This is a genomic window from Burkholderia sp. Ac-20379, from assembly GCF_017104645.1.
Classification (GTDB): Bacteria; Pseudomonadota; Gammaproteobacteria; order Burkholderiales; family Burkholderiaceae; genus Burkholderia.
Genome location: NZ_JAAGPF010000002.1, coordinates 56,651 through 79,903 on the forward strand (window position 1 = coordinate 56,651; position 23,253 = coordinate 79,903).

The 23,253-nt window shown below is 65.4% G+C and carries 20 protein-coding genes and 1 pseudogene; 13 read left to right on the top strand and 8 right to left on the bottom strand.

Annotated features, from left to right (window positions below; translation table 11 throughout):
• Positions 1 to 29 precede the first annotated feature (29 nt).
• The 4 genes from G3N92_RS00505 to G3N92_RS00520 form a co-directional block, all read right to left on the bottom strand.
• A complete protein-coding gene (locus tag G3N92_RS00505; RefSeq protein ID WP_206125481.1) occupies positions 30 to 785 on the bottom strand; it encodes a gluconate 2-dehydrogenase subunit 3 family protein in 756 nt (251 codons plus the stop codon).
• A 46-nt stretch (positions 786 to 831) separates the two neighbouring features.
• Entirely contained in the window at positions 832 to 2,223 is a 1,392-nt protein-coding gene (locus G3N92_RS00510; protein ID WP_206125482.1) for an MFS transporter, read from the bottom strand.
• A 46-nt stretch (positions 2,224 to 2,269) separates the two neighbouring features.
• On the bottom strand, positions 2,270 to 3,436 hold the full coding sequence (locus G3N92_RS00515; protein ID WP_206125483.1) for an L-dopachrome tautomerase-related protein: 1,167 nt from the start codon (positions 3,434 to 3,436) through the stop codon (positions 2,270 to 2,272).
• Positions 3,437 to 3,642: 206 nt separating this feature from the next.
• Entirely contained in the window at positions 3,643 to 4,851 is a 1,209-nt protein-coding gene (locus tag G3N92_RS00520) for a mandelate racemase/muconate lactonizing enzyme family protein (RefSeq protein WP_206125484.1), read from the bottom strand.
• Between the two features lie 144 nt (positions 4,852 to 4,995).
• Here G3N92_RS00520 and G3N92_RS00525 point away from each other — a divergent pair, with 144 nt between their 5' ends.
• Positions 4,996 to 5,712 (top strand): FadR/GntR family transcriptional regulator, encoded by a 717-nt coding sequence (locus tag G3N92_RS00525; protein WP_206125485.1) that lies wholly within the window; start codon positions 4,996 to 4,998, stop codon positions 5,710 to 5,712.
• Between the two features lie 103 nt (positions 5,713 to 5,815).
• Here G3N92_RS00525 and G3N92_RS00530 read toward each other — a convergent pair whose 3' ends face one another.
• The 4 genes from G3N92_RS00530 to G3N92_RS00545 form a co-directional block, all read right to left on the bottom strand.
• Positions 5,816 to 7,210 (bottom strand): cytochrome c, encoded by a 1,395-nt coding sequence (locus G3N92_RS00530; protein WP_206125486.1) that lies wholly within the window; start codon positions 7,208 to 7,210, stop codon positions 5,816 to 5,818.
• A 37-nt stretch (positions 7,211 to 7,247) separates the two neighbouring features.
• The gene (locus tag G3N92_RS00535) at positions 7,248 to 9,026 is read right to left on the bottom strand and encodes a GMC family oxidoreductase (protein WP_206125487.1); all 1,779 of its coding nucleotides are present in this window, start codon (positions 9,024 to 9,026) and stop codon (positions 7,248 to 7,250) included.
• A 177-nt stretch (positions 9,027 to 9,203) separates the two neighbouring features.
• Complete coding sequence (locus G3N92_RS00540; protein WP_206125488.1) at positions 9,204 to 9,920, bottom strand: gluconate 2-dehydrogenase subunit 3 family protein; 717 nt, start codon at positions 9,918 to 9,920, stop codon at positions 9,204 to 9,206.
• A gap of 60 nt (positions 9,921 to 9,980) precedes the next feature.
• On the bottom strand, positions 9,981 to 11,330 hold the full coding sequence (locus G3N92_RS00545; protein ID WP_206125489.1) for a carbohydrate porin: 1,350 nt from the start codon (positions 11,328 to 11,330) through the stop codon (positions 9,981 to 9,983).
• A gap of 214 nt (positions 11,331 to 11,544) precedes the next feature.
• On the opposite strand from G3N92_RS00545, the gene G3N92_RS00550 reads away from it, so the two are divergent.
• The 12 genes and pseudogenes from G3N92_RS00550 to G3N92_RS00605 form a co-directional block, all read left to right on the top strand.
• A complete protein-coding gene (locus tag G3N92_RS00550; RefSeq protein WP_206125490.1) occupies positions 11,545 to 12,600 on the top strand; it encodes a LacI family DNA-binding transcriptional regulator in 1,056 nt (351 codons plus the stop codon).
• A gap of 36 nt (positions 12,601 to 12,636) precedes the next feature.
• Positions 12,637 to 13,197: pseudogene (locus G3N92_RS00555) on the top strand (MFS transporter); the annotation flags it as partial.
• Between the two features lie 593 nt (positions 13,198 to 13,790).
• Positions 13,791 to 14,999 carry a CoA transferase gene (locus G3N92_RS00560; protein ID WP_206125491.1) on the top strand — a complete coding sequence of 403 codons (1,209 nt, stop codon included), beginning with the start codon at positions 13,791 to 13,793 and terminating at the stop codon, positions 14,997 to 14,999.
• Positions 15,000 to 15,064: 65 nt separating this feature from the next.
• Positions 15,065 to 15,892: a GntR family transcriptional regulator gene (locus G3N92_RS00565; RefSeq protein WP_241014475.1), complete on the top strand. Its 828-nt coding sequence runs from the start codon at positions 15,065 to 15,067 to the stop codon at positions 15,890 to 15,892.
• 34 nt (positions 15,893 to 15,926) lie between these two features.
• Complete coding sequence (locus G3N92_RS00570; protein WP_206125492.1) at positions 15,927 to 16,709, top strand: enoyl-CoA hydratase-related protein; 783 nt, start codon at positions 15,927 to 15,929, stop codon at positions 16,707 to 16,709.
• 3 nt (positions 16,710 to 16,712) lie between these two features.
• Positions 16,713 to 17,960, top strand: a complete 1,248-nt coding sequence (locus G3N92_RS00575) for a CoA transferase (RefSeq protein WP_206125493.1) — start codon at positions 16,713 to 16,715, stop codon at positions 17,958 to 17,960.
• Between the two features lie 58 nt (positions 17,961 to 18,018).
• Positions 18,019 to 19,332: an MFS transporter gene (locus G3N92_RS00580; protein WP_206125494.1), complete on the top strand. Its 1,314-nt coding sequence runs from the start codon at positions 18,019 to 18,021 to the stop codon at positions 19,330 to 19,332.
• Between the two features lie 39 nt (positions 19,333 to 19,371).
• On the top strand, positions 19,372 to 20,247 hold the full coding sequence (locus G3N92_RS00585) for a MaoC family dehydratase N-terminal domain-containing protein (protein WP_206125495.1): 876 nt from the start codon (positions 19,372 to 19,374) through the stop codon (positions 20,245 to 20,247).
• Positions 20,248 to 20,424: 177 nt separating this feature from the next.
• Positions 20,425 to 21,174 carry an electron transfer flavoprotein subunit beta/FixA family protein gene (locus G3N92_RS00590; RefSeq protein ID WP_206125496.1) on the top strand — a complete coding sequence of 250 codons (750 nt, stop codon included), beginning with the start codon at positions 20,425 to 20,427 and terminating at the stop codon, positions 21,172 to 21,174.
• Between the two features lie 15 nt (positions 21,175 to 21,189).
• A complete protein-coding gene (locus G3N92_RS00595) occupies positions 21,190 to 22,122 on the top strand; it encodes an electron transfer flavoprotein subunit alpha/FixB family protein (RefSeq protein WP_206125497.1) in 933 nt (310 codons plus the stop codon).
• Positions 22,112 to 23,017 (top strand): CoA ester lyase, encoded by a 906-nt coding sequence (locus G3N92_RS00600; protein ID WP_206125498.1) that lies wholly within the window; start codon positions 22,112 to 22,114, stop codon positions 23,015 to 23,017. The genes G3N92_RS00595 and G3N92_RS00600 overlap by 11 nt, the downstream gene beginning before the upstream one ends.
• Positions 23,007 to 23,253: FAD-dependent oxidoreductase (locus G3N92_RS00605; protein ID WP_206125499.1), on the top strand; the 247-nt coding region annotated here is incomplete at its 3' end. The genes G3N92_RS00600 and G3N92_RS00605, both read left to right, overlap by 11 nt.

A 23,253-nucleotide genomic window follows, 5' to 3' on the forward strand; every position in this document is an offset into this window, starting at 1 on the left:
CTGCTTGGGGTTCGGTGCGTGCGCGGCGCTCATGCGTGATCGATCAGGCTGACCGGCTGGATCGCGATGGTCTTGCCGATCTGGCCGAGGTAGTCGCGGTAGTCGTAGCGCGCGCCGGGGAAGCCGATCATCTTCCAGCCCACCATGTCGCGATTGCCGCCGTAGATCGGGTCGGCCAGATAGCCTTCGCGCACGTTCTGCAGCAGCAGCGCGAAGAACGCCCGGCCGTCCACGTCGCGAAAGCGCACGTCGCCGGCTTCCATGCGTTCGAGGAAGGCGTCGCGCGCGTCGGGCGAGAGTTCGGCGAACGTGTGGCCGGTGTGCTCGCGCACATGCGCGTCGAATTCGGCCAGGCCGCGGCGATACGTGTCGGCCGGTGTCGACCGCGACTGGCTGCCCTGCTCGGGCGTGCCTTCGCGGAACGGGCCGCGCTGATAGCGCGAGGCGGCCTGGCCGAACGGGCCGGCAAGCTGATGATCGACGAAGCGCACGCAGCCGGCTTCGACCGCGCTCATGCCGAGCTCGTCGGCCGGAATCAGGCGCTCCTGAATGGCTGCGACGAGCGCGGCTTCGGCATCGGTGAAGAACACGCGCGCATCGTCCGTCACCGGCTCGGGCAGCACGATCGGGCGGGATTTCCACGGTACGCCGCCGGTGAAGGTGCCGGCGTAGGCGTCGCCCTCGGCAGGGCCGGCGTCGACGGGCCGGAAGATCGAGGCGGCCGTCGCACTGGCAATCAGCACCAGGCCGGTTTTGAGCGCTTGTCTGCGATTGATGGGTTTCATTGTCGAAATGGTCAAAAGCGGGTCTGGTTCGTCGGGGCGTGCGCGACTACAGCGTCACGCGCCGGATCTCGCCCACCGCGAGCAGATAGCTGAGCGCGGCGAGCAGCGCGTGCGCACCCACGAACATCAGTGCCGCGTCGAACGAATGCAGGCGGCTCACCAGAAATCCGATGGCAAGCGGCGTGGTGATGCCGGCCAGGCTGCCGAAGGTATTGAACAGCGCAGCGTTCAGGCCGCTTGCGGCGGCGGGGCTGGTGTCGGCCACCACGGCCCAGCCGAGCGCGCCCATGCCCTTGCCGAAGAACGCGATGGCCATGAACGTCACCACCAGCGCGGTGGTGTTCACGTAATTGCAGGCCACGATCGCACAGGCCATCGCCATGCCGAGGTAGATCGGCGTCTTGCGCGCGATGGTGGGCGAACCGGTGCGGCGCAGCAGCCAGTCGGACAGCACGCCGCCGAGCAGGCCGCCTGCAAAGCCGCAGATCGCCGGGATCGAGGCCAGCAGGCCCGTGTGCAGCAGCGAGATATGGCGGGCCTGGATCAGATAGATGGGGAACCAGGTCAGGAAGAAGAACGTAAGCGCGCTGATGCAGTACTGCGCGAAGTAGATGCCGAGCAGGGTGCGGTGCGTGAGCAGCCGGCGCAACGTGGAGAACGTGGAATCGGTGGGGGGGCCATCGTTCGCGCCCGAGCCCGGGCTTGCACCCGGCGACGCGTCCATTCGCAGCGTCGCACCGCCCGCGCGCATTGCGTCGAGTTCGGCGCGGCCGAGCGTCGGATGGTCGAGCGGTGCATGCATGCGCAGCACGAACAGCGTGCCGGCCGCCGCGCCGATCGCGCCCATCACGATGAAGATCGCGCGCCAGCCCGCTTCCACGGCCAGCAGCGCGAGCAGCGGCGAGAATACGGCCGCCGCGAAATACTGCGTGGCGTTGAAGATCGCGGACGCGGTGCCGCGCTCGGCGGTCGGAAACCAGGCGGCCACGATCTTGCTGTTGGCCGGGAAGCACGGCGCGGCCACCACGCCGATCAGGAACACCATGCCGAAGATCGCCGCGTAGGCGAGCCGTTCGCCGAGCAGCGGTGCAAATCCGATCGCGAATGTGAACGCCGACCACAGGAAGATGCCGCACGCGTAAACACGCTTCGCGCCGAAGCGGTCGAGCGCCCAACCGCCCGCGAGCTGGAACAGCATGTAGGCCCAAGCGAATGCCGAAAACAGCCAGCCGAGCTGCGCATAGCCGAAATGCAGCTCGGCCGACATCGGGCTGCCCGAGATCGACAGCGTGGCGCGGTCGGCCTGATTGACGGTCATCACCACGAAAATGATCGCGATCACTTCATAGCGAGCGTGGTTCGCCGCGAAGCGGCGCAATGCGGAGAGTCGGCCCGCGCGAGGCGCGGGCGCGGCGTCGTGGAGTCGGTCGGCGCTCATGGGGAGGATTGAGTGGCTGCAGATGGGACGGGGCCGATGGCGGGCTTCATGCCGCGATAGGGCCGCCGTAGCGGGTCGGCAGCTTCACGCGATAGATCTTGAACGGCCGCGTGGTGTGATCCTGGCCACCGGGGCCCTGCACGAACTGCAGGTCGGGCACCTGCGACAGGGGGATGTACAGATAGCGGTCGGGCGTGATGAACAGCGCGTCGCCGCCCCACAGCCGGTCGTCTTCCACAAGCACGCGCAGCGTGCCGTCGGGAGCGAGCACCGAGATGCGCGGGCGGTTCGCCTCGGCCATGAACAGGTTGCCGTGGCTGTCCATCGCCGTGCCGCCCAGCGTGGGCGTGTCGTACACGTATTCGACCTTCGCCGCGAGCGCCCCCTCCGGCAGCGACGTATCGAGCAGGTCCCGCGTCGCCACGCGATACAGCGGGCCCGAGGCGGCCTGGTAATAGAGCCAGCGGTGGTCGGGGCTCAGCTCGATCGGGTCCGCGTTGGTGACCTGCGGCTTGCCGTCGGGCAGCGTCATCGGCTTGTCGGCGCGGCCCAGCTTCGGGCGTGACGGGTCGGCCACGGTGCTTTTGTCGCCGGTCAGGCGGCGCTGCATCGTGCCGGTGCGCGTGTCGATCGTGACGATCGAGCCCACGCCCGATTCGGTCAGATAGATCGTGTCGCCGCCGATCCGCAGGTCGTTCAGCGACGCGTCGCCGCTCAACAGATCGTCGAACGTGTAGGTCTGCACCACGCGGTCGGTACGGGTGTCGATCTTCACGAGCTTCTGCGCGCCGCGCTGGCCGAGCGGCGCCTCGAGCGGCACCGAGCCGGTATCGACCACCCACAGGTGGACGCCGTCGAAGCAGTGCACGGTGTTCACGCACACGAACGCGTGCGTGGCGTCGCCGCCGCGCTTCCAGTCGTTCCAGCCGCCGCCCGGATAGGGGCGCAGGCTGCCGTCGCGCAGGATCTCGACGACCGACGGCGTGTCGGTGAAGCCGGGCCAGCGCGGCAGCCCGGCGAACATGCGGCCGCCGCGCGTGAACGTCACGGCATTCCACAGATGCTCGGGCGATTGCGCGACGAGTTCGGGCACGGGCTGACCGGCCGGGTAGGCGTGCGCGAGCACAGGCAGGCCGGTAGCGGCGAGCGTGGCCACGGCGGCCGTACCCTTCATGAACGCACGGCGGCCGGGCTGGCGGATGGGCTGATTCATTCTGTGTCTCTCCATTCTCGTTATGCCGGCGGTGCCGCAATGCCGGTCGGTTCTGATGCAGTTGCCTGCTTCTGTTACTTCGTTGTGCAAAACGTGATGCTGCTTGCTGCGGTCTCTCAGGTGCTGCAGGCTCTTGCGGCCTCGTTCGTGCGATGTCTGCCGGGAAGGCGACGCGCCGGATCGGTTACATGTCTTGTGTGGGGCCCTTAGCGCTCCGGCTGGCCGCTCGTGCGCACCATCGCACCGGGCCGCTGCCACACCTCCGGGCGCAGCGCGGTGCCGAGCCCGGCGTCGGTCGGCGCGAGTGCGTGGCCGTCCACGATGCGCGGCAAGCGGTCGACGATGGTCGGATACCAGCTCGCCAGCGAGGCGCGCACCACTTCCTGGAAGATCGCGGTGGGCGCGTGCAGCGAGAGTTGCAGGCCAGCCATCAGCGAGACGGGCCCGGTGCAGTCGTGCGGCGCGAGCGGCTTGGCCCAGGTTTCGGCGAGCGTGGCGATCTTGCGTGCTTCGCTGAGGCCGCCGCACCAGGTCAGATCGAGCATCACCACGTCGAGTGCATCGGCGGCGAGCATGTCGCGAAAGCGCGTGGCGCCGGCCAGGTTCTCGCCGCCGCAGATCGGCGCGCGGGTCTGGCGACGCAGGTCGGCCACGGCGGCCGCGTTGTCCATCTTCGCGATCGGGTCTTCCACCCACAGCACGCCGATGTCGGCGAGTGCGTCGCAAATGCGTGCGGCGGCGCGCGTCGACCACAGGCTGTGCAATTCACACATGATCTCGATGCGCTCGCCCACCGCCTGGCGGATGCGCCGGAACGGCTCGAGTCCGGTCTTCAGATCCGCGAGCGAGATGTGATGCGGATCGCGTGCGGCGAAATCGTCGAACGGCCAGATCTTCATCGCGGCATAGCCTTCGGCCAGCAGGCTCTCGGCCAGCGCGCCGGCATCGCGCATGAACGCGAGCTGATCGTCGTACGGGCCGGCGCTCGTGTCGTGCGCGCCGATCGAGCGGCGGCCGCCGTTCGCGGTGTTGAAGTCGTAGCCGGCGCAGGTGTTGTACACGCGCACGCGCTCGCGGGCCCGGCCGCCGAGTGCTACGGCGAGCGGCACGCCGGCGCGCTGCGCGGCCAGATCCCACAGCGCGATATCCACCGCACTCGCGGCGCGCGTCTCCGCGCCGCTGCTGTTGAAGCCGACATAGTTGGCGAGCAGCCGGGACGAGATCGCGGTGACATGCGCGGCATCGGTGCCGAGCACTTGGGGGGCGATCTCGTCGTGGATCACGGCCTCGATCGCCTGCGCGCCGCGGAACGATTCGCCGAGGCCGGTGCGGCCATCGTCGGTGTCGATTTCCACCCACACGAGCTTCGGACGCTCGGGCAGGCGCAGGGTACGGATCGCAGTGATCAGGGGCATGTCGATGCGGGGTAGAGTGATTCGATGCATCGCATTTTTTGCGGCGTCGAACCGGCTGTCAAACAATTCGACGAAGTTGTTTGACAGCCTTCGCCGAGCTGCGTACGGTGGTTCGTACCACCCGAACCCATCATCAGGATTGCGATGTATTCGATACGAGACTCGTCGAAGATTTCCGCCCACACACGCGACGAATACGCGTACGACCAATTGCTCGCCCTGCTCGGCAGCAACGATTACGCGCCCGGCACGCGGCTGCCGTCGGAGCTGGTGCTGGCCGAGCGCTTCGGGGTGTCGCGGCCGGTGCTTCGGCAGGCGCTGGCGCGGCTGCGTTCCGAGGGGCGTATCTATGCGCGCAAGGGTTCGGGCAACTACGTCGGACAGGCCGCGGGCGCGTTGCACGAGATCGCCTTCGCGACGCTGAACAGCATTCCCGACGTGCGCGCGTTTCTCGAATTCCGGCTCAGCGTCGAGGGGGAGTGCGCGGCATGCGCGGCGACGGTTGGCGATCGGGTCGCTATCGTCAAGCTGAAAAACAGCCAGCGGCGGCTCGCGATGGCGTTCGACGACGGCGCGTCCGGCATCGAGCACGACATTGCGTTCCACACGGCGATCGCGCAGGCTACCCGCAACCGCTTTTTCGCCCACACCGTGGGCGCGTTGCTCGAACAGATGCAGTTCAGCATCCGGCTCGTGCGCGAGCTGTCGCCCACGCCGTCCGCGCCGCGCCGTCGGCATGTGATCGACGAGCATGCGTGCATCGTCGAGGCGATCGACCGCGGCGATGCCGACGATGCGCGCCGCGCGATGCGGGCGCATATCGAAGGCGGCATCGCGCGCCTGTTCGGCACGGATCGCTGAGACGGCCGCATTGGCCGGAGGCGATGGAGGCGGGCGCATGGGCGGGTTCTCGAGCGGGCGGGCATGACGCCGGCCCGCTCGACGTATTAGCGGCGGCGCGCGCTCAATGCGCCGCCGACACGCGCAGTTGCTGGCGCGCGCCGAGCGACTTGCGCGCGTCCTTCACGTCGTCGGCGCTGACGGCCGGCGCGGCGTTGCCCCAAGTGTTGCGCACGTAGGTCGATACGGCGGCCACCTGCGCGTCGGACAGCTTCCACGCGAACGACGGCATCGCGCCGCCGGTCGGATTCGACTGCGTGACCGCGCCGCGTCCGCCCATCAGCACGGTGGTCACCACGCTGCGCGCCGATGGCGCCTGGATGCCCGGATGCGCGGGGAAGCGGGTCGCGATGCCGGGAATGCCGGCGCCGCTGCTCGCATGGCAGGCGATGCAGTTCGACATGTAGACGCGCTGGCCCAGCATCATCGCCGGGTCGGTGCGCGGCAACGGCTGCGGGCGCACGTTCGGCGAGGCGGGCAATGATTTCAGATACACCGCGATCGATTTCAGGTCGCCGTCGGTCAGGTACTGCGTGGAGTTCGTCACCGCTTCGGCCATCGGGCCCGACGCGATCGCCGCGTGATTCCCGCCCGTCTTCAGGTAGTCGGCGATGTCCTGATCGCTCCATGCGCCGATGCCGGTGTAGCGGTTGCTCGTGAGGTCGGGCGCGTGCCAGCCGGCCAGGTCGCCGCCATTCAGGAACGCACCGCCCTTCGGGCCGCCGAACGCGTTGCGCAGCGTGTGGCAGGCCTCGCAATGGCCCGCGCCCTGCACCAGATACGCGCCACGCGCGAGCTGCGCGGACGCGCCGGCCGGCGCCGTGAATGGCGTGCGGTCGAAGAACAGCAGGTTCCAGCCGAACATCAGCAGGCGGATGTTGAACGGGAACGGCAACTGGTTCGATTCCACCGCGTGATCGACCGGCGGCACGGTGCGGATATACGCCCACAAGTCGTGCATGTCCGCGTCGCTGATCTTCACGTAGTCGGTGTAGGGCATCGCCGGGTACAGATACTCGCCATGCCGGCCGCGCCCCTCGCGCACCGCGCGCGTGAATTCCGCCTCCGTCCAACCGCCGATGCCGGTTTTCGGGTCGGACGTGATGTTGCTGGCCAGCAGCTTGCCGAACGGCGTCTGCAACGGATAGCCGCCCGCGAACGGGCGATTGTGCTCGGGATCGGTGTGGCAGGCCACGCAGTCGGCCGCGCGGGCAATGTACTCACCGTGGCGGATCGCGGCGAGGTTCGCGTCGCTGGCCGGCGCCGGCGCCGTGGCGTGCGGTATCGCCGGATGCACGGCGGAGGCCGCCGATGCCGCCGGCGCGGCGAACGATTCGGCCGCGACGGCGGCGGTGGAGACAGTGCCGGCCGTGACGACGGCGAGCGCGGCAGCCGCGAGCGACAGCGCAAGCGCTGCCGGCCGCGTGCGAGGCAAACGGGAGAACGAAGGACGAATCATCGTGGTATCCGAGAAATGAGCGCTGACGGTCGAGCGATCAGGCGTGCGCCGCGACCAGCGGCCCGCGCTTCGCGAGGTACTGTTCGCGGATCGCCTGCGCGGTCCACAGCGTCAGCGCGCCGATCGTGCCGGTGGGGTTGTAGCCCGCGTTGTTCGGGAACGACGACGCGCCGAGCACGAACACGTTGTGCACGTCCCAGCTTTGCTGGAACCGGTTCAGCGTGCTGGTGGCCGGATCGTCGCCCATCACCGCACCGCCGATCGTGTGGTCGCTCGCGAGGTTGTAGGGCGAGTAGTGGGCCGATGCCGAATTGGTGCCCTGCACGAGCTTGGCGCCCATCGCCTTGCCGATCTCGACGCTCTTTTCCTCGATGAACACGGCCGAGCGGCGATCGTTGTCGTTGTAGTCGTAGGTCACGCGGATCAGCGGCAACCCATGCGCGTCCTTGTATTCGGGATCGAGATCCAGGTAGCTGTCGACGTGCGAGTAGCTGGTGCCCTGCCCGAAGATTCCGGCCGCGTTCTGGAACGCGTGCGTGTACGCCTTTTTCCAATCCTTGCCCCAACGCGGCGTGCCGGGCGGCAGGAAATCGGCATTGCCGATCGGCCGTGCGCCGCGCGCCACCACCAGAATCCCGGCGCCGCCGATGAACCCGAGGCCGGTGTGGTCGAAGTTGTCGCCGTTGAAATCGTCGATTTGCTGCGACAGCGCGCCGGCGCCCATGAACGTGTTCAGGTATTCGTTATCGAAGAACACGTTCGCGCCGGACACGGTCTGGAAGTTGTAGGCGCGGCCCACGGTGCCGTGGCCCGTCAGCGGGTTGTACGGCTTGCCGATGCCGGAGAGCAGCAACAGCCGCACGTTCTGCATCTGGAACGCCGAGAACACCACGATGTCGGCCGGTTGCTCCCAGGTCTCGCCGTGCTCGTCGATGTACTGCACCCCGGTGGCCGTCTTGCCGTCCGGCGCGAGCGTGGCGCGCGTGACGGCCGCCTTCGTGATCACGGAGAAGTTCGGGCGCTGCATCAGCGCCGGGATCACGCACGCGTTCGGGCTCGATTTCGAGAAGTTGCCGCAGCCGTAGTAGAGGCAGTAGCCGCAGTAGGTGCAGGGGCCCATCTTGACGCCGAGCGCATTGGTGTACGGCTGCGAGGCGTGGCCGGCCGGCACCATGAACGGGTGGTAGCCGAGTTTCCTGGTCGCGTCGTTGAAGATGTCGGTGAGCCGCATGCTCTTGAGCGGCGGCAGCGGATAGTCCGCCGAGCGGCTGCCCTCGAACGGATTGCCGCCGGGCACCACCTTGCCGTTCAACACGCCGGCCTGGCCCGATACGCCGGCGATGCGCTCGAAGCGATCGTAGAACGGCTCGAGATCGTCGTAGGTGACGCCCCAATCCTGCAGGATCAGGCCGGGCGCGATCTGCTTGGCGCCATAGCGCGCCATCGTCTTGCTGTACGGCTGGAAGTCGAACGGCGAGAAGCGCCAGGCCATCCCGGCCCAGTGCGTGCCCGAGCCGCCGACGTTGTAGCCCATCTCGTTGAGGTTCCAGTCGCGCGACGGCAGTGCGCGCTGGCCGCGGTTGTTCCGGAACGTCGAGGTCTCGACGGCGGGCGGCAGCAGCAGGCTGCGGCGCGTGTCCCAGCGCAGCTCGTCGGTATCGATCGACGGGGGAAAGTCGATTGCGGTCTCGACCCACGGGCCGCGTTCGAGCGCGACCACGTTCAGGCCCATCCGGGTCAGTTCCTCGGCCATCAGCGAGCCGCACCAGCCCAGTCCGACGATGACGGCATCTGCTTTCGGGCGTTTATTTGCCATGACTACACAACCTTGAGGTGGGGGCGGGCGGGTGAATGCCCGGCATGTTCTGTTCGTGCCGCTCGCGCCTGGCGGAAGGCCGGCGCGCATGCGGCAATGCGGCGAACGCGGCGTGCCGCGGCCGGCGGCGGGGCCGGTGACGGCGCCCGCCGCCGTGCGGATCGCGCACGGGCGGCGTCACGACGCGTTGTCGACGAGGCTGATCGGGATGATGTCGAGCTTGCGGCCCTTTTGATCGAGGACGTCGCGGAAGTCGTACTGCGCACCGGGGAAGCCGAGCATCTTCCAGCTCGCCATGCCGCGGTTGCCGCCGTAGATCGGATCCGACAGAAAGCCTTCGCGCACGTTCTGCAACAGCAGCTCGAACAAGGGCTTGACCTCGACGTCCGGGCCGAGCGCGAGCGTGCCGGCCTCCATCTGCGACAGCACCTCGTCCTGCTTGCCGCCCGGCAGATCGGCGAACGGTGCGCCGAGCGCCCCGCGGCAATGCGCGTCGAGCGCGGCGAGCCCTTGGCGGTAGCGCTCGGCCGGCGTTTGCGAAGACTGCGGCCCTTGCTCCGGCGTGCCCTTGATGAAGCGGCCGAGCCGATACTGCGTCGCGGCGCGGCCGAAATCGCCGGCGAGCTGCCGATCGATGAAGCTGGCACAGCCCGCTTCCTTGCCGCCGATGCTGGTCTCGTCGGCGGGAATGAAGCGATCGGCGATCGCGCCGACGGTGCGGAATTCCGCCTGCGTCAGATATTCGAGCGAGTCGCCCGTTTGCTCGAGTCCAGCGAGATTGGCTTCGCCGGGCGTCCACGGCTGGCCGTTCGAGACGACTTCCGCCTCGGTCGTGGTCAGCACGGAGCCGGCCGTCAGCGCGGCAATCGTGGTCAGTGCCTGTCTGCGGTCCATAGGGATCCTTCGTATCGTGGGGCGACGGCGCGGCTGGCCGTCGTGATGGAATCGGGGCGCTCAGAACGCGACGGTGGTCCGCATGCCCGCGACAAACACGGTGCGGTTCGCCGGCGTGCCGCCGGGGTGCAGCACCACCTGCAGGTTCGGCTGCAGCGCGATCGACGGCACCACCTGCCAGCTGTAGAACACTTCCGTCGCGTACTCGTAGCCATGCCCGACCGGGCTCGCGTCGCCGGGGTGCAGTGCGTTGTATTCGAGCTGGTAGGCGGCCTCGCGGCTGCTCGTGTGGGTGGCGGCGAAGCCGATGCCGAAACGGTCCCCGGCGCGATGGAACGGCCGGTCGTATTCGAACGACAACGTGATCTGACGGTCGAGCACCGACGTGGCGCGATCGCCGGCGACCGCGCGCAGGCCGACGCGCAGCCCCTCGCCGCCGTTGCTGCCGCTCACGCGCTGATTGATCGCGACGAACGCGTTGTAGCTTGCTCCGCTGCGCTTCGCGGAAAGGCCGCTGATCGCGCGCTGCCCGCCGTTCTCATCTTCCAGGATGTCGGGCATGCCGCCCGTGTTCAGCATCGCGCCGATCCGGTAACTGCCCTCGTAGCCGCCGAGCATCGGCAGCCAGCCGAATTCGATGGGCAGCACGACGCCGGTATTGCCGCCGGGGCTGATCGGCTTCCACGCGTTGTGGTGTTCCCAGGATGCGTCGTAGTAGGTCGGGTTCTGCTGATAGATGCCGAACTTCACGTAAGTCGCGGCACTGGTCAGCACGGTCGCGCGCGCCATCCACACGCTGCCCGGGTAGCTCATCCAGTAAGTGCCGTACAGATTCGGGCCTTGCGGGCCGCACAGGCTCAGGTTCTGGAAATGGCAATCGGCCGCGTCGAAATCGCTGCCTTCGCTGTCCCGGCCCGCTTCGATCGCGAGGCGCCCATCGAAGAACTTGCGCTCCAGCGTCAGCTTCGTCAGCCAGACCGTTTGACCGCGCCCGTAGATCTCCTGCGTCTGCTGGCTCGTGCCGAAATGCGCATCGGCATCGACGCTGCGGCCGAAACGGTCCGTCATCGTGAACGCGAACGTGGTGTTTCGGATGCCCCACAGCTTGTCGAGATCGGCGGTCATGCCCGCGGCCACCTGCGTTGCCGCGCGCGTCAGGCGCCGGTCGCCGCCGGCGAAGTTGTGCGCAAGCTCGTTGGTCAGGCCGACATCGAAATCGATGCCGCGCGAGGCGAGCGCCGACCGTGCACCGCCCCAATCGCCGAACAGGTACGGGCGGGTGGTCAGGCCGGCGGACGTGGTGGCGGGCTCGGCAGCGGTGGCGGGTTCCGCGTGTGCGGGGGCGGAGCATGTCGCCGCGACGAGGCCGTAGGCAGCGACGATGCGGGAGGTCCGGGGAGCGGTTTTCACGGTCTGATGCGGGCTAGGGAAATGGAGACGTCGCCTCGCGGGCGCGGGCCTCGGTGGCGCCGGCGGTCGCTCGAATTGGCTGCAAGGATAGGGGCGGCGTAATAGCGTCGCAACGCCGTGATTGACGAGAAATCGTCAAAATTGCAGGCGCAATATCCTTGCTGGAACCGGCTGTTTCGGATAAACGAACGGAGCAACGTTAGGAGCACATCACATGGCGGAAACACCGTCGAAAGCCCGGCGCAAGCGGGCGCCACGTTTCGCGGATATCGCCGCGGAGGCGGGCGTCAGCGAAGCGACGGTCGATCGCGTATTGAACGAGCGTGGAAGCGTGTCGGCGACCGCCCGTGAACGGGTTGTCTCCGCCGCCGCCCGGCTTGGCGTCACGCGCCGGCTGCCGGATACCCGTCACGGGATCGTGCATGTCGACGTGGTGTTGCCAATCAATCACACGCCGTTCTTTCGCAGGATCGACGCCGCGCTGCAGCGCGCGATCTCGGCGCTCGACCAGCGCATCGTCGTGCACCGGCTGCGCGTCGACGACCGCCCGGACGAGTTCACGCAGGCCATGGTGTCGCCGCCTTATCCGCGGGCGGGGCTGATCATCGCGTCGCCGTCGTCGCCGTCGACGATTGCCGCGCTTTCAGCCGTCGCGGCATCCGGTGTGCCGGTCGTCACGGTGGTGTCCGATCTGCCGGAGGTCGACCGGCGCCGCTATGTCGGCATCGATCATTACGAGGCCGGGCGAACGGCCGGCTACGCGCTGGGGCGCTTCTGCGGCGGCGTGGGCAATGTGTTGGTGCTGCCGGCGGTGCGAGACTACCTCGCGCACCGGGAGCGGGTGCGCGGCTGTGTCGACGAACTGGCCGAACACTTTCCGGGTTGCCGCGCAATCGTGCCGGACGCCGACACGCGCGACGACCCCAGCCGTTGCTACGCCGCCGTGCAAAGCACGCTGCGCGAGCAGCCGATCGAGGGGATTTACAGCACCGGCGATGGCGCGGAAGGGATCGAGTCGGCGTTGAAGCGCGCGGGACGGCTCGGACGCGTCACGTGGGTCGGGCACGAGATCGATGACGTGCACCGGCGGCTTCTCGACGCGAGGCAGATGGATTTGGTCATCGATCAGGATCCGGACGGTCAGGCGATCGCGGCATTGGACTACCTGCTGCGCGCATCGGGCGAAACGACGGGGGGCGTGACGCCGGCGTTCGACGGGGAGTTCCGGCTCTATATGCCGACCAACGCGCGGCGTTCCGCCTATCTGTGATGGGCAGCCCGGTGCCCGGTAAACGTACCCTGATTTAGATTTCTCACCGATCCGATTTGGTGGTTCTACCTGTTTTGGCTTCCCAAGTGGCTTAACGAGTCGCGTGGGATGGACATGCAGCACATCGGTATGCCGCTGGTGGTTATCTACGCGATTACGACCGTGGGGAGTATCGGTGGAGGTTGGATTTCGTCGGCGCTTCTCAACGCAGGCTTCAGTGTGAATGGTGCGCGCAAGATTGCGTTGCTTATCTGTGCAAGTCTCGTCTTGCCCATCGCCTTCGTTTCGCACGTGTCGAACCTGTGGGTTGCAGTCAGCATCGTGGGCCTCGCGACGGCTGCTCATCAAGGGTGGTCAGCGAATATGTTCACGACGGTGTCGGACGTTTTCCCGCTCCGTGCCGTGGGCGCAGTCGTTGGTATTGGTGGCATGGTGGGGTCTCTCGGCAGCGTGTTGTTCGCGGAGTTCGTGGGACAACTCCTGCAGCGTACTGGCCAATATTGGGTGCTGTTTGTGATTGGCGGGTCGGCGTATCTGATTGCGTTTGTCATCTTCCATGCAATCTCACCGAAGATGGCGCCAGCGAAACTCGATTGAAGATGACCCGTCCGTGGCCTGCAATCGAACAACGTTGCGTCTCGCGGGAGAGGTCGTCGAATGTGGTGATTTGAAAAAGGGTATCCCGCCCCGAAGCGCAATCAACCAGCATCTTTGGGCGCGGGATGTGCTTGGCCAATGGACGTCGTTCGATTGGCGGCGTGGTCCAACACTCCTCGTTCATCCAGTCCTCTCGCGCTATTCTCGGCTGCGAAGCAACTGCTGTCCGGCCCACGCGGAACATGCAGAGGTCCTCCCGCCGGTACGGTACGCAAGTATCACCATCTCCGCATGCGCGATGGCGAGCTGCCATCTCGCACGCTAGGCCATGAGCCCATCGCCGTCCGCATAGGTTGTCTCGGACGCTTCCTCTCACGGGCAACCTCGACAATCAAATCCATCGTGACCTCGGTCGGCGCGCTTCGACCTGCGTCGCCACTCGCCAACTAAACGGAGCGGAAGAGCGGAAGTTCGCGGCTAGCCAAGGGGCTGCTCCTCACCTACCGTCATCCAATGCTCGGGTTTACTCTGATTTTGGGAGTGCAGCCTCACCTGTGAGAATGTACGTACATTAGAACAGGCGGACAAATAGCATGACGACTCTTACCGAAAAACCGGCCCGGGCGCTCGAAGGCGTGAAGGTCCTCGACATCTCCAACTTCCTGGCAGCGCCGATGTGCGGCATGTTCCTGGCCGACCACGGCGCAGACGTCATCAAGGTCGAGCGGCCTGATGTGGGTGATGAAATCCGCCGTTGGGGCGAGACGAAGGACGGCGTCGGCCTGTTCTACAAGGTGCTGAACCGCGGCAAGCGCTCCATCACGCTCGACCTGAAGACCGAAATAGGTGCCGAAGCGGTGAAGCGTCTGGTCAAGGACGTCGACATCGTCATCGAGAACTACCGCACCGGCACGCTGGAGAAGTGGGGCCTTGGCTACGACACCCTGAAGGCAATCAATCCAGGCCTCATCATGGTGCGCATCACGGGCTTCGGGCAGACCGGCCCCTATCGGCACAAGCCCGGCTTCGGCACACTCGCCGAGGCCTATGCGGGGTATGCCTTCATCAGCGGCAATCCGGACCAGCCGCCCTTGCTGCCAGGCTTCGCGCTGGGCGATGCGAGCACGGGCATGATGGCCGCCTTCCTCACGATGGTCGCGCTCAACGAGAAGCGTCGTACCGGCCGCGGGCAGGTGGTGGACCTCGCCATCTACGAGACGCTGCTGACGCTGCTCGGGCCGCACGTCGTCAACTACGACCAGCTGGGCCAGATTCAGGAGCGCAACGGCAGCCGCTTGCCGTTCACGGCGCCGCGCAATACCTATCAGACCTCCGACGGCAAGTGGCTGGCGATTGCAGGCAGCTCCCAGGCGGCGTTCGAGCGCATCTGCGCCATGATCGAGCGGCCGGATCTCATCGTCGACCCGCGCTTCATCGACAACCGGGCACGCCTGGACAACGACAAGGCGCTCGACGAGCAAATCCAGCTGGCGATCGGCCGGATGGATCTGGCTACGGTGATGCAGCGTTCGGACGAGCTTGGTGCGACCGCGGCGCCGGTCAACGACGTGTCGATGATTTTCGAGGATGCGCAGATCAAGGCGCGCGAGAACATCTGCCATGTGCCCGATAGCGAGCTCGGCGCGCCGATCGGGATGCAGAACGTGGTCGGCCGGCTTACCGAGACGCCGGGCCGCATCGATTCGGCAGGCCCGTCCCTGGGCGCCCACAACCGGGAAATCCTGGTCGAGCGCCTGGGCTACACCGAGGCCGAACTGGCTCAGTACGGCATTGCCGTCTGACGCGGGGCACGGTATGAATCACGACATCCTGGCAAATCCTGACGCCTGGCTGATGGGTACGGAAAATGGGCGACAATACGCACATTCGAAGCATGCTACCCATACAGGATCCCATGGCATCCACTACCGACGCAGCGCCGGAACGCCTGTCGCGCAGCGCGGGGCAACAGCCGCTGTACTCGACGCTCGCGGAGATGCTCTCGCGCGAGATTCACGAGGGCAAGTACCCGCCCGCGAGCACCTTGCCCTCGGAGAAGGAGTTGACCGAGCGGTACGGCGTCAGCCGTCAGACCGTGCGCTTCGCGCTGCGCGTGCTGCGGGAGCGCGGCTTGATTTCGTCGCATCCAGGCATTGGCACCATCGTGCGGGAACCGATGAAAGCAGAAGGGCGCTTCAAGGCGCTGAATTCGGCCGAGGACTTGCTGCAGTTCGTCGAGGGGACGGAGATGCATGCACAGTCGATTCGCGAGGTGATCGCCGACGCGGAACTGGCGCAGCACTTCGAATGCAAGCCGGGGCTGCTGTTCTCCGAGGCAACCTTCGTTCGCAAATCGCCGGGCGACAGCCTGCCGATGAGCTTCGTGAAGATCTACGTGCCGCCTCGGTACGCGGCCGCTCAGCAGAAGCCGGCAGTCTCGAACACGCCCGTGTATCAGAACATCGAGAAGATGTTCAACGTTCGGGTGCGCGAAATCCGGCAGGACGTCACGGCGACGGTGCTGGACGCCGAGTTGTCGGCCATTCTGGAAACATCGCCGGGCGAGGCAGCGTTGCAGATGACGCGCTTCTATTACGACGCGAATCAGCAACTGCTGCAGGTCACCATCAGCTACTACCCACGCAGTCGCTACACGCAATCCGCGCGCTTTCGCGTAGCGGACGACGAGGCGTAACCCGCTCGTCTCCTATCTTCGGGGGGCGTGCCTGATGAACGCTCCTTCGAAAATCCGCATTCAGCGCAACGGCCGTCACGCGGTCGTGACGCTCGACAATCCGCCGATGAACGTAGTGTCGGCGCCGCTCACGCGCGAGCTGTATGCCGCGTTGCGCGAACTCGAACTCGATGATGAGGTACGTGCCCTTGTGCTGACGGGCGCGGGAGAGCGTGCATTCTGCGCCGGCTCCGACATCAAGGAAATCCTCGAACTGCAGACCCCGGGCGCCGTGCTCGAGAAAAAGCTCATCTTCCAGAACAAGGTGTTCGAGCTACTGCGTTCGTTCCCGAAGCCGACCATCGCCGCGCTCAATGGATACACCTTCGGCGGTGGGATGGAAATCGCCGCGTGTTGCGATTTCATCATTGCTGAAGTGCAAGTGCAGTTGTGCCTGCCGGAAATCAAGCTGGGCCTGTTCCCGAGCAGCGGCGGCACGTACCGGATAGCCCGAAAAATCGGCGAGGCGCGCGCCAAACGCATGGTGCTCACCGGCGAGCCCATCAGCGCGCAGACCGGTCTGGATTGGGGGCTGGTCAGCGACGTCGTTGCCCGGGGCACAGCGTTGTCGGAAGCTGAGGCGCTTGCCGTGCTGCTCTCGACACGCCCCGCGCAAGCCATGCGTTCCGCCAAACGCCTCATCAATGCGTGCTTCGATGCGCCGGAAGCAGCGCTGGTGTCCCAGTCGCTGATGGAGAGCGACCACATCTTCTGTACCGACGACGCGAAAGAAGGCGTCAGCGCCTTCGTCGAAAAACGTACGCCCAACTTCCGGTAAGCCATGACCTATCCTTTCATCAATACATTGCGGGTCGTCGAGAGTTCCGCGTTCATCGCCGCGCCGCTGGCGGGCATGACGCTGGCTCAGTTCGGCGCGGATGTGATTCGCATCGACATGATTGGTGGCGGCATCGACTACGGCCGCATGCCGCGCATGCCTCAAGCCGATGGCCGGGGCCGCAGCCTTTACTGGACTTCGTTGAACAAAGGCAAGCGCTCCTTTGCCGTGAACCTGCGCAAGCCGGAAGGCCGAGAGCTGATTCAGGCGCTCGTTGCGGCACCCGGCCCGGACGCGGGTGTCCTGCTGACCAACCTCGGTACGCCCTGGTTGGCTCACGACGTGCTGGAGAAGCTTCGCGCCGACGTGATTTCCTGCACGATTCAAGGCAACGGCGATGGCAGTACGGCCGTCGACTACACGGTGAACTGCGCCACCGGCTATCCGGCCGTCACGGGTGGTGGCTCGGCGCAACGCCCGGTCAATCATGTGCTCCCGGCTTGGGACATCGCGTGTGCGTACCAGGCGGCCTTCTCCGTCCTGGCTGCGGTCAACCATCGACGAGTGACTGGCGCCGGCAGCGAGCTGAAGATGGCGCTGTCGGACGTCGCATTCACCGCACTGTCGCATCTGGGCGTGCTGGCGGAGACCGAATTGCTGCAACAGGAACGGCCCTCGATCGGCAACCACCTGTACGGTGCGTTCGGACGGGATTTCGCGACGCGCGATGGACAGCGCGTCATGGTGGTCGCTATCTCGAGTGGACAATGGCAGGGGCTGGTGCGTTGCTGCGGAATCGCGGAGCCTCTCGATGCGCTCCAGGCACGACTGAATCTCGACTTCTCGGACGAGGCGCAGCGCTTCGAGGCGAGAGACGCAATTGCAGCGCTCGTCGAACCTTGGTTCGCGGGCCGGGACTTCGCCGAGGCGAAAGTCGCGCTCGAAGAAAACAAGGTGTGCTGGGGGCAGTATCAGACGGTGTCGGAGCTTATCGCAAGCGACCGGCGCGTATCGATTGAAAACCCGGTGTTCGAGCGTGTGTCGACGCCAGGTATCGGTGACCACCTCAGCGCGGGCGCCACGGTTCGCGCCGCGGGTCTGGCGCGGGAACGTACGGCACCCGCGCCGTACTTGGGCACGCACACGGACGAAATTCTTCTCGAGGTCCTGGGCCTCGATAGCGGTGCGGTAGGGCGGCTTCACGATGCCGGCATCGTGGCAGGCGTGGAACACGACCCGACCTTCGGCTGAGACCAATCAAAAAACGACGGACACCGCGAAACAGCGGTAATCCACAGGAGACACGACAATGAATGCGAACACCACGATTCCAATTTCCGACACGCTGAAGAAGCGCTGGCTCATCATCATGCCGGCGGCCTTCATCATGTACATGATTTCATTCTTCGACCGTGTCAATGTCGGCATGGCGCTGCCGTACATCACGAAGGAGATGCATCTCACTTCCGTGCAGGCGGGCTGGATCGGTGGCGCGTTCGCCTGGGGCTACATCGTTACCCAGTTACTGGCGGGACTGCTGTCGCTACGGCTCGGGCCGCGCAAGCTCATCGGCATCTGCCTGGTCGCGTTCGGCTGCATCGCCATGCTGACCGGCTTCGCGAGAACGTTTCAGGAGCTGCTGATCATCCGCTTCGTTCTCGGCCTCGCCGAGGGGCCGATTTACGCCGCGACGTCGATGCTGCTGGCTCAATGGTTTCTCAAGCCCGAGCGCGGCCGTGCGTTCGGCGTGTGGAACCTGAGCGTGGCCGCGGGCGGCTTTCTCGCCGGCCCGATTTCCGCGGCTGTACTCGCGCACCATAACTGGCGCGTGATGATGGTCGTCGAAGGTCTGCCGGCGGTGTTGTTCTGCCTCGTCTGGTTTCTGTCCGTCCCGAGGAGCCTGGAGGCTGCGCGTTGGCTGTCGAATCCCGACCGGCAAAAAATCGAAGCCGGCCTTGCGGAAGAGCAGGCGGCGTACAACGACCGGGAAGTCGATTCGTGGCTCTCGATTTTCAAGGAACCGTCGGTGTGGATGCTGACGTTCGGCTTCGCCTGCAGCCAGGTCATTCTGTATGGCCTGACGTTGTGGTTGCCGACCATCTTCAAGTCCGACGCGCGCATCAGCGGGATGATGGTGGGTGTGCTGTCGGGTGCGCCGTTCATCATGTCGATGCTCGGCATCTACTACATCACGAACCGCTCGGACAAGCGCCACCAGGAGCGTCGCTGGCACGCCGCGGTGCCGATGATCGTCTCGGGCGTCATGCTCTGTGTGCTTGCACATATCCACGCGGACCTGCTGTACCTGCAGATCGCGCTGATTCTCGCAGTCGGCTTCATGCTGAAGATGCCGACGCCGCTCATCTCGTCGTATCTGACGGAGATTCTGCCGCTGCGCAAGGCCGTGCCGGCGGTGGGCGTCGTGATTGGCGGCGGCAGCTTCACCGGGCAATTTCTCGGGCCGTTGATCGTCGGCTATGCGAAGTCGCTCTCGCCCGGGTTCGGCCCGTCCTTCATCGCGCTCGGTATTGCCGGCATCCTTGGCGGCGTCGTGTTGGGCGCTGCGAGAGCGAGCGCGAAGCGCCGAGAGGAACTGGCCGCAGAGGCGAAGCTCGCGCGTTGAAGCCTGCGTTACATGAAATCAATAGCGATAGAGAACCCGATGGACTTCGACAGTACCTTTGAAAACTGGACGAGCCGTACCGAAGTGCTCCGCGAGAGGATCGATGCGGGCCGCCTGCGCGCGCTGGCGGCGACGCTGGACCTTTCCGCCGACATCGATGACGGCGCGCCGCTACCGGCGGGCTGGCAATGGCTGTTCTTCAATCCAATCGCACCGCGCAGCCAACTGGCCGAGGACGGCCACCCGCGTCGGGATCAGGCAGGCAGCTTTCTCCCGCCCGTGCCGTTGCCGCGGCGCATGTGGGCAGGCAGCCGCATTCACTACCTGCGAGATTTGCCGGTAGGCGTAGACGCGACCCGGACGAGTCGTATCACCAAGCTTGCGAACAAGGAAGGGCGTGCAGGCAAGCTGTGCTTCGTGACCGTGGAGCATGTCATCAGCGTCGATGGCCACGACTGCATCCGGGAAGAGCAGGACATCGTCTACCGCGAGGCGTCGTCGTCGAACCGAGTGCCAGAGCCAGCCGAGGATGTGCTCGTCGACCATCGCGAAACGATCAGGGCAGACAGCACGATGCTGTTCCGTTACTCCGCGCTGACCTTCAACGGCCACCGAATTCACCACGACGCAGCCTATGCCCGCGATATTGAGGGTTATCGCGGCCTCGTCGTGCAAGGCCCGCTGACGGCAACCTTGCTGCAGAACTTTGTGTGTGCACGCCGTCCCGACTGCCGGCTCGAGGGCTTCGAGTTCAAGGGCGTCAATCCGTTGGTGGCCGACGAGGCATTCGAGTTGCAGGCGATCGCCACTGACGAACGCGATGTCGTCAATCTGCGAGTGCTGGATGCAAGTGGTGCGCTGGCAATGCAGGCCACCGCGCGCTTTGCCGCAATCAAACAAGAACCCGCAGCGTGACACGCCAATCCCGTTGACCACGGTTCGGGGCGATTTCGGCCCGGTACGTGGCCCAAACATGTGGCGACCAATAGGTATGCCCTATGACCGGCAGAGCCAATCGGTAGTGGTCGATTGGCTCGATTCAACGTGTAATAACCCCTTGTGTTCCATATGACGACAGAGGAGGGGACAGACATGAAGATTCTGGTGCCGGTGAAGCGGGTAGTCGACTACAACGTGAAGGTTCGTGTGAAGTCGGACGGGTCAGGGGTCGACATCTCGAACGTGAAGATGTCGATGAACCCTTTTGACGAAATCGCTGTCGAGGAGGCGGTTCGCCTGAAAGAAGCAGGTGCGGCCACGGAAGTGATTGCCGTGTCGATCGGGATCGCCCAGGCGCAGGAAACGCTGCGCACTGCATTGGCGATTGGCGCTGACCGTGCAATTCTGGTGGAGGCGGGCGATGGCGTGGAGCCCTTGGCGGTGGCGAAGATCCTCAAGGCGCTGGTAGACAAGGAGCAGTCCCAGCTGGTGATTCTGGGCAAGCAGGCCATCGACGACGACTCGAACCAAACCGGCCAGATGCTGGCTGCGCTGACCGGCCTTCCGCAAGCCACCTTCGCGTCGAAGGTCACGATTGCCGAGGGCAAGGTCACGGTGGCGCGCGAAGTGGATGGCGGCTCGGAAACACTGGCGCTGACACTGCCTGCTGTCGTCACGACCGACCTTCGCTTGAACGAGCCGCGCTACGTCACGCTGCCGAACATCATGAAGGCAAAGAAAAAGCCCCTGGAAACCGTCAAGCCGGAAGACCTTGGCGTCGACACGACACAACGCTTGAAGACGTTGAAAGTCGCCGAGCCACCGAAGCGCGCGGCAGGTGTCAAGGTGGCTGACGTGAAGACGCTGGTCGACAAGCTGAAGACCGAAGCGAAAGTGCTGTAAGAGGAGATACACGACATGACGATTCTCATCATCGCCGAACACGACAACGTGTCCATCAAGGCGGCTACGCTGAACACGATGGCGGCTGCCCGAAAAATCAGCAGCGACATCCACATCCTGGTTGCGGGCAGCAATGCGCAAGGCGCGGCCGACGCCGCTGCGAAGATTGAAGGCGCCTCCAAGGTGCTGTTGGCCGATGCGCCTCATCTTGCGGATGGCCTGGCGGAAAACGTCGAAGCGACCGTCCTGAATATCGCGAAGGACTACTCGCACATTCTGGCGCCGGCTACCGCCTACGGCAAGAACGTGGCGCCGCGGGTTGCTGCAAGGCTGGACGTCGCTCAGATTTCGGACATCACGACTGTCGTTAGCGCCGATACGTTCGAGCGTCCCATCTACGCTGGCAACGCGGTTGCGACGGTGCAGTCGAGCGATACGATCAAGGTCATCACCGTTCGTGCGACAGGTTTCGACCCGGTTGCAGCCGATGGAGGTAATGCTCAGGTCGAGAAAATCGATGCGGCGCCCGATAGCGGCAAGTCGCAGTTCATGAGCCGGGAAGTGACCAAGCTGGACCGTCCGGAGCTGACCAGCGCGAAAATCATCGTGTCCGGTGGTCGAGGCCTGGGGAGCGGCGAAAACTATACGAAGGTGCTCGAGCCCCTGGCAGACAAGCTTGGCGCGGCACTGGGCGCATCGCGCGCCGCGGTGGATGCCGGTTACGTGCCTAACGACTATCAGGTCGGTCAGACCGGGAAAATCGTTGCACCGCAGCTCTACATCGCAGTCGGTATCTCCGGCGCGATTCAGCATCTGGCCGGCATGAAGGACTCGAAAGTCATCGTCGCCATCAACAAGGACGAGGAGGCACCGATTTTCAGCGTCGCGGATTACGGCATCGTCGGCGACTTGTTCGAGCTGGTACCGGAGGTCGTCAATGCCGTCTGATGTCATTACGCCCGCAGTCACTGTTGCGGCGAAGGCCGGCCCGAATGCCGGATTTCTCGCGCAGTCGTATCTTTTCGTGCCGGGCAACAAGCCGGAGCGCTTTGACAAAGCACTGGGCAGCGGTGCCGATGCCGTCATCATCGACCTGGAGGACGCTGTCGCGCCATCGGAGAAGCTGGCCGCGCGCGAAGCGATTGCGCAATGGGTGTCGCGCAAGCATCCGGTACTGATTCGTATCAATGCGCGGACCACACCGTGGTTCGAGGCCGATGCTGCACTCGGCGCGTTGGATGGCGTTGCCGGCATCGTTATTCCGAAGGCCGAGAGCGCCGAGGACGTCTGTGCGACGGTCGCGATTGCGCGCCGGCGCCTCCCGATTTATCCGTTGATTGAAAGCGGTCTCGGCATGTGGAACGCCCTGGAAATTGCAAAGGCGCCGTACGTCAAGCGACTGATGTTCGGGACGCTCGACTTTATTGCGGACATGGGCATGACGGACGATGGCTTGCCGCTGAATCACCACCGCGCCAACCTTGCGTTGATTTCCCGTGTCGCCGGTATCGAATCGCCCATCGACGGGGTGACGCCAGATATTCAGGACGACGAGCGCATCGAGCGCGAGGCATTCAATGGCAAGCAGTTGGGATTCGGTGCGAAGCTTTGCATTCACCCCAGGCAGATCGAGTTCGTGCATCGTTGCTTTCGTCCCGGCGAGGCGGAGGTGCGGTGGGCGAAACGTGTCGTTGCGGCGATGCATGAATCGGATGGCGGCGTCGTCACCGTCGACGGAAAGATGGTCGACCGCCCGGTATTGCTGCGAGCCACACGAATCGTGGCGTTGAACGAAGCGGTCGAGTGTGGCCAGAACGGAGCACGGGCGGACAATGCGAAGTGATTGGCTGGAAACATATGGCCCGCGCGAGTCGATGGAGTACGACGTGGTGGTTGTCGGTGGCGGCCCGGCCGGGTTGTCGGCGGCCATTCGCCTGAAGCAGCTCGCGGAGGAAAAAGGCGGCGAGATCAACGTCTGCGTGCTCGAGAAGGGTTCGGAGATCGGCGCGCACATCCTGTCGGGCGCCGTGATGGATCCGCGCGCGATCGGCGAGCTGTTCCCCGACTGGAAGGAAAAGG

Bases quoted from the DNA above. Each gene is read 5' to 3' on its own strand.
- G3N92_RS00505 (WP_206125481.1), bottom strand. From the start codon at position 785: ATGAAACCCATCAATCGCAGACAAGCGCTCAAAACCGGCCTGGTGCTG.
- G3N92_RS00510 (WP_206125482.1), bottom strand. From the start codon at position 2,223: ATGAGCGCCGACCGACTCCACGACGCCGCGCCCGCGCCTCGCGCGGGC.
- G3N92_RS00515 (WP_206125483.1), bottom strand. From the start codon at position 3,436: ATGAATCAGCCCATCCGCCAGCCCGGCCGCCGTGCGTTCATGAAGGGT.
- G3N92_RS00520 (WP_206125484.1), bottom strand. From the start codon at position 4,851: ATGCCCCTGATCACTGCGATCCGTACCCTGCGCCTGCCCGAGCGTCCG.
- G3N92_RS00525 (WP_206125485.1), top strand. From the start codon at position 4,996: ATGTATTCGATACGAGACTCGTCGAAGATTTCCGCCCACACACGCGAC.
- G3N92_RS00530 (WP_206125486.1), bottom strand. From the start codon at position 7,210: ATGATTCGTCCTTCGTTCTCCCGTTTGCCTCGCACGCGGCCGGCAGCG.
- G3N92_RS00535 (WP_206125487.1), bottom strand. From the start codon at position 9,026: ATGGCAAATAAACGCCCGAAAGCAGATGCCGTCATCGTCGGACTGGGC.
- G3N92_RS00540 (WP_206125488.1), bottom strand. From the start codon at position 9,920: ATGGACCGCAGACAGGCACTGACCACGATTGCCGCGCTGACGGCCGGC.
- G3N92_RS00550 (WP_206125490.1), top strand. From the start codon at position 11,545: ATGGCGGAAACACCGTCGAAAGCCCGGCGCAAGCGGGCGCCACGTTTC.
- G3N92_RS00560 (WP_206125491.1), top strand. From the start codon at position 13,791: ATGACGACTCTTACCGAAAAACCGGCCCGGGCGCTCGAAGGCGTGAAG.
- G3N92_RS00565 (WP_241014475.1), top strand. From the start codon at position 15,065: ATGGGCGACAATACGCACATTCGAAGCATGCTACCCATACAGGATCCC.
- G3N92_RS00570 (WP_206125492.1), top strand. From the start codon at position 15,927: ATGAACGCTCCTTCGAAAATCCGCATTCAGCGCAACGGCCGTCACGCG.
- G3N92_RS00575 (WP_206125493.1), top strand. From the start codon at position 16,713: ATGACCTATCCTTTCATCAATACATTGCGGGTCGTCGAGAGTTCCGCG.
- G3N92_RS00580 (WP_206125494.1), top strand. From the start codon at position 18,019: ATGAATGCGAACACCACGATTCCAATTTCCGACACGCTGAAGAAGCGC.
- G3N92_RS00585 (WP_206125495.1), top strand. From the start codon at position 19,372: ATGGACTTCGACAGTACCTTTGAAAACTGGACGAGCCGTACCGAAGTG.
- G3N92_RS00590 (WP_206125496.1), top strand. From the start codon at position 20,425: ATGAAGATTCTGGTGCCGGTGAAGCGGGTAGTCGACTACAACGTGAAG.
- G3N92_RS00595 (WP_206125497.1), top strand. From the start codon at position 21,190: ATGACGATTCTCATCATCGCCGAACACGACAACGTGTCCATCAAGGCG.
- G3N92_RS00600 (WP_206125498.1), top strand. From the start codon at position 22,112: ATGCCGTCTGATGTCATTACGCCCGCAGTCACTGTTGCGGCGAAGGCC.